Origin of the sequence: Bartonella sp. AP20NXHL, assembly GCF_042196165.1 — a bacterium.
GTDB lineage: Bacteria > Pseudomonadota > Alphaproteobacteria > Rhizobiales > Rhizobiaceae > Bartonella.
This window is the reverse complement of sequence record NZ_JBHIPV010000036.1, coordinates 1-5,565: the sequence shown is the minus strand read 5'-3', so window position 1 is coordinate 5,565 and position 5,565 is coordinate 1. Positions and strand designations below refer to the sequence as shown.

3 protein-coding genes are annotated in these 5,565 nt (G+C 35.9%); all 3 read right to left on the bottom strand.

What is annotated here, in order from left to right:
- A partial coding sequence (locus tag ACFILL_RS08640) for an abortive infection family protein (protein WP_375681095.1) occupies positions 1–1,034 on the bottom strand: 1,034 nt, incomplete at its 3' end.
- Positions 1,035–2,312: 1,278 nt separating this feature from the next.
- Positions 2,313–3,677, bottom strand: coding sequence for an MFS transporter (locus ACFILL_RS08635; RefSeq protein ID WP_375643766.1), 1,365 nt, complete (start codon positions 3,675–3,677; stop codon positions 2,313–2,315).
- Between the two features lie 598 nt (positions 3,678–4,275).
- Entirely contained in the window at positions 4,276–4,668 is a 393-nt protein-coding gene (locus ACFILL_RS08630; protein WP_273790981.1) for a hypothetical protein, read from the bottom strand.
- Positions 4,669–5,565: the final 897 nt, after the last annotated feature.

The following is a 5,565-nucleotide window of genomic DNA, read 5'->3' as shown; positions in this document are numbered from 1 at the left end:
AGAGAATGGGCGGCATTAAAAGTTAAACGCGCATGGCGAGGCTTGAGATTGATTAGTTCAAAATCCTTTTTTGAGCGGCCGTGCGCTGCACCTTTCTTGTTTCTTAACTTTATAGTACCGCGCACAATTTGATACAGACCGGATGCGATCATTTTTAAGTCATTTTCATCTAGATCTTGATTTTTTAAGTTTTCTTGCTTCATATCTTCGGGATGGATCTTAGCTTTCTTAACGACTTCTTCCCATAAAGCGGGCAGATTATTACGGGCGTTTTCTGCATATGGGATAGAATGGTGGTCGAGATAAGCTTTGCAAGAGGCTTCCAACAGATTTGCTGCAAATAGAACTGCCTCCCTTGGATCTTTTTCTATATTTTCTAATGCTCTATTTATTTCGATTTCTACTGCTGAAAGTTCTTTCTCTGCAATAAGTTTTTTTAGCTCTTCCATCGAGAGGAGACCAGCTTTTTGCAATTCTTGTGTGGAGGTCAACTCCTTCTTGATAAGATGCCCTCCACGCTGATATTCTAATCCATCTTTCTTTAACGTTTCTAAAACTTTACGTTGATCTGTTTTAAGCTGTTGTAGCATTTGATCTTCTGGTATGTCTTGAAATATGAATCCGACTAACTTATGAAACTCGCTGTCCAAAAAATCACCAAGCAGGGGACCAAGGACTTCAAGCGGTTCATTGCATTTTACATTGATTGTGTCTAGTCGTTTCTTAATCGTGACTTCTTTATCATCACTTAGGTACTCATGAGGAGCAGATGGTGTATAAAAGAATAAGGCATCCAAATTCTCTGGCCAATAGTACTTTGGTAATATTTGAGAGAGTGCCCTAATTGTTGCAGGAGGGATTTTGTTTTTCTGAGATATTGTTTGCGGAGACGATAGTTGCATTTTGTATCTTTGTAATATCAAAAAGTGGTATGTTGAGTGGTTTTTAGAGTATGATTTTATTGTCTGACCTTGCTTAGAAAGTCGCGCAACAATTTTGTGGCTTATATAAGATTTGTGAAAGAGAAATGCCATATTGTGTTTTAATTTTTTTCTCCTTTCATTGTTATAACAGTGAAGCAGTGAAGGGGGTGAATAATGCGTGATAATTGGAAAAATATAGAATGAGAACAGAAGTATAATTTTGTATTATCGTAACTGCAATAACATTCTTTATTGGCAGATTGTTTATTAGAGAGAAGGAAGCAGGCAATGCGCATAATCCCTGAACGGAAGGTTTTGTGACAAGAATTTCAATAATGGCATGTTACTAAATGTTGTGTGTGTTCTTTGCTTGTCAGAAAAAGTAGATGTGGCTCTTTATTTGCATAACCGGTATAGAGTAATGAGTAATGCGGGAGGCTAGTTTAAAATCTCGTTTATTCCGTTAAAGCTTACGGTTTTCTATAAAAAGACTGTTTTCATTATATCCGCTGTGAAGCTCGCATACTTGGTAGATGGAAATATACGCGTTTATCGTGTCTGTAAGGGAGCTTGAAGCAATGAAGTTATGTGTAAAAGAGTTCTGAAAAGCTTCTTTTGTCCGTAAATTTTATAAGGAAAATCTAAAGGCAGGAAAATGTTAGAGAAATCTAAGAGTACGCTGTGAAAATCAAGAAACAGTCTTTTTAGAGATGGTTTGCTGTCTGTCATTGTGCATCATGATTTTCAATGTTTTTAAAATTTCCCTCTCAATGAGAGAGGGCTTTTTTATTAAAGTGGGGGAGATTTCTTATAACAGTTAACAATGAAATGGAGAGAAGATGCTGCTTTACCAGCTGTTTTTGTCTCTTCAGTTTCATTTGGACCTATTGCTGTTATGAAAGCATAGTGATTCAATGACTTTGAAAAGGGGTGAATAACATTATCAAGTTTGTAATACAGTGCGATTTTTCACATCGCGGTGTGTGGTAAAAGATGATTAGCATTTATAGGGGCGTGCGCGGGGGCGGGTTCTATATTCTATGCTGGTGCGGTAGGGCGTCTGTTAGCGCATTTATGGAACTATTCCGCATTGAAATGCGTGCTTAATTTCGTGGATCTTTGCAAAGGTCTGATCAGAAAATCCCATATTTCAAGAGGTTTTTAGAGGGATCTAAAAGCACAGAGGTATCATAAAATTACAAACACCGTACGTTACTGGAGGTGATCAATTTTAGAGCTTAAGGAGCTTATCGGTTTAGTGTTCTTTCATAAAAATGATGAAGGCTGTGGTCAAGGTCTCAGTGTGTTGGTTTCTCGAAAAGTGGTAAATGCTGTATGATTTTATATGCCATTGCCAATGTTATGGATAGGGTGTTCAAATAAAGCATATCATAAATCGGAATTCTTCTCTTTACGCGATAAGAGGAGGGCTAGGCAAAACAGTAAAAATGCAGCGATAGAGAATATGAAGAATACGATATATGTTTGGTTTAAGGACAAGTATTCTTCTGTCAGAGAATGGATCAAAAAGCCAGCGAATATACCCCCTAAGGCACCACCTATTTGCTGTAATATGCGTGTGATAACGGCTGTATCTTTGACGTATAAACTGTTGACATATTGGATGGGGGCGGAAAGGCAGACAATGGTGGCGATGCCAAGTCCTATGCCTCTTAGCAAGAATCCAAGTCCATCCATGCTTATATTATAGCCGAAGCATAATAACCCAAGGCTTGATGTCACTAAACCAATTCCTATCATGAAAAAGGGAGATTTTTCTTTCCATTTTTGGTAAATAAATTTCCTTCCGATCCATGCTCCTACCCCTTGCAGAGCTAGGAGGGCACCGATGATGAGAAGGCTATTTTCATGGGCTTGTTCCATGGCAATGGCTAGTGGGAAATAAACGAGGAAGCTATAAAAAAGAAATGAAGCAACAAGCCCCATGATCATGAGTAATGTATAGCGCGCATTTTGAAATCCGCTAAAGACGATTAATTTGTTTTTTGCTTTCTGATTAGAAACAATGAATAATATGAGAGATATCACCGCTATAAGTGCTAGGATATATAAGTGATTTTTGTTATTGATGTTTCTGGCTTCTGTGAGGTAAAAAAACGAAAGAAGCGATATGGAAAACGCTAAAAATGCAAATAAGTTAAATTTTGTTTTTGTTGTTTCGTTGTTCTTTAAATGTTTTGCTCCAAGGGTGAGTGCCAATAAAATAAGCGGAATATTAATAAAAAATAACAAACGCCAAGAGACATACTGAGCAAGTGAGGCGCCCACCAGCGGACCAAAGGCAGGAGCGAAAACTGTTGGTACGGCTATGGTGCCCATGGCTTGGCGCACTCGTGTCTGTCCAAATTGTAAGGCAATGATGGTTTGACTAAGGGGTAGCAAAAGACCGGTCCCAAAACCTTGAACGATACGGGCAGATATAATGGTTGGAAAACTATAGCTTAATCCTACCCCCAGTGATCCAAGCATAAAAATGAAGCTTGCAAGAAACCAAGTGCTTTTGATACCTATTCTTCCTTGCACAAAAGCTGCCATCAGTAGTCCTGGCACGGTGGCGAGAAAATAGGATGTTACAATCCATTGTATATTATTTCCTTCCACGGAAAAATAATGCGCAAGGTTAGGAAGGATGACATTAACAATGCTTCCGTCCAGCAGAGGAAGTATGCTGGAAATAATGACGGTATATATGACATACCGTTCTGTTTTTGTATAGGAATCTACCTTTTGCATGATCGTGCTCCCTACAGATGTTCTTTAAAACATTGGTTGCGCCCCATTCACAGACTTTTAAAAATTAACACGTGTTTGTGATGTCTGCGGTTTTGATATTGGAATGAATGTGATTGGAAGTGCTGATGGTCCCCAAATGCTTCTCTTGTGTACAAACCCCTCTTCCTCCAAAATGAAGCCATCAGTTAAGCTGATTTTGATGAGTTTATCGAGGAGTCTGTTTTCTGTCAATTCACTTTGCATGAGAGCAAAAGCAGAACCTACACGAGACGTGCATGCCTGCTCCATTTGCATTTATTATTTAACATGGAAAATGTGAAAATCTTTATAAATCAAATTATTGACTTAAAAATCCAATGTTTGTTTATATATCATTTTTTATGCTTAAATGATTGTTTGGGTGTCAAATGTATTCTCAATAGTTTATAATTTTCTTTTCTTAAATGTGCAGCCCTTTCTGGAAAATATTCGACAATCTCTTGATTGTTTAATAAAAATTAAAATCGGTTATAAGGAAGGGCTTGTAAATTATAGAGTAGGAAAAAGGTGCATTTTATAAACAACAGGGGAGGGTTGTTTCCATAGCCCAAACATTTTTTCAAGTTGTTATGGTATCTTTTTGAAGTGCTTGATCGATAAAAGTTTCATAATTATCAGAAACAATATATTGGGTATTTTCTCCCAAAGCTTTGAAATGTTCATGACCGCAATGGATTTTTGCTTTTTCCAGATCGCGCAACATGTCTTCGAAAATACTTCCTTTGCTTTCCACAACAAAATACAGTTTTTCTTGCCCATCTTGCTCGAATAATACAGCCCAATCGGGAGTATATGATCCAAGAGGTGTATCAATTTTAAACCATTTAGGCAATTGCGCATAAACTTTAATCTCATCGTTTTTTTCAAACGATTGTGCAAAACTAAACTCAATATCTGAATCATAAATAACATGATCATAAGGTGATCTATGGTTTTTTACATATTCTTTTATAAAACAATTTGCTTTTATATTTATTAAAATGCATTTTCTATTTTATTTTTTCGTATAATTAGCCAATGAAGCTTTTGCTCTAATGTCGCAATTTGTAAAAAAACTATTTGGTCATTCAATATGAAACTTTTTATGTCGGTTTCTTGTATTGAAAGCAATGGTACGATTTTTGATATCTGATAAAAATATTTACAAAAGAATTAATAACGCATGATTATAGAATTTTGTCCTTTGTTTGAAGCATGTAAAGTTAAACCATTGTTTATTCATAGATTTTATGTTCATTATTTATTTGATACATTTAATCTAGAATGTAAATTGTGTTCGTATACTCAAACTAAAATACTGGTATTGAAGTGGTGAGAGTGTTGCTTTGTTGAGAATAGATAATTTGGTAGGTTGGTATTCCCTTTGTATCAGAGAATTCAACTTATTCTCTCATATTGTGTGTGGATGAAATGTTAACCGCATAATGCTCCCTCTTACATGAGATGTAAGATTGATATGTTTTCCACATTGAGAAAAGTTGTTGATCGTAGAGAAATATTTTTTTGTGAAATTCGTTTGGCTTAAATGGAAAAATAGAGCAAGAGCCGCATATTTGTTATGCTGTAATGGCATATATATAATCGATGGAGTCAACACTTCATTTAAGAAGTTTTTTAAAGGAAAAACATAAAAAAATAGAATTATTGAAAAAAATCTTTTATTTTGAAGCTTGTTTCTCACGATTATAAAAGCTTCACGTGGATTTCAAAAATTCTTGTTGTGTTGAAAAGCATGAAAAATCAAGAAAATTTTGCAAAAAAGCTGCACTATGCGTGCAGCTTTTTATGTATTTGCTTTAAAGGTAGACGTTTTAAAGCATGAAAGTGTCCTTACGGCTTCTATAACCAT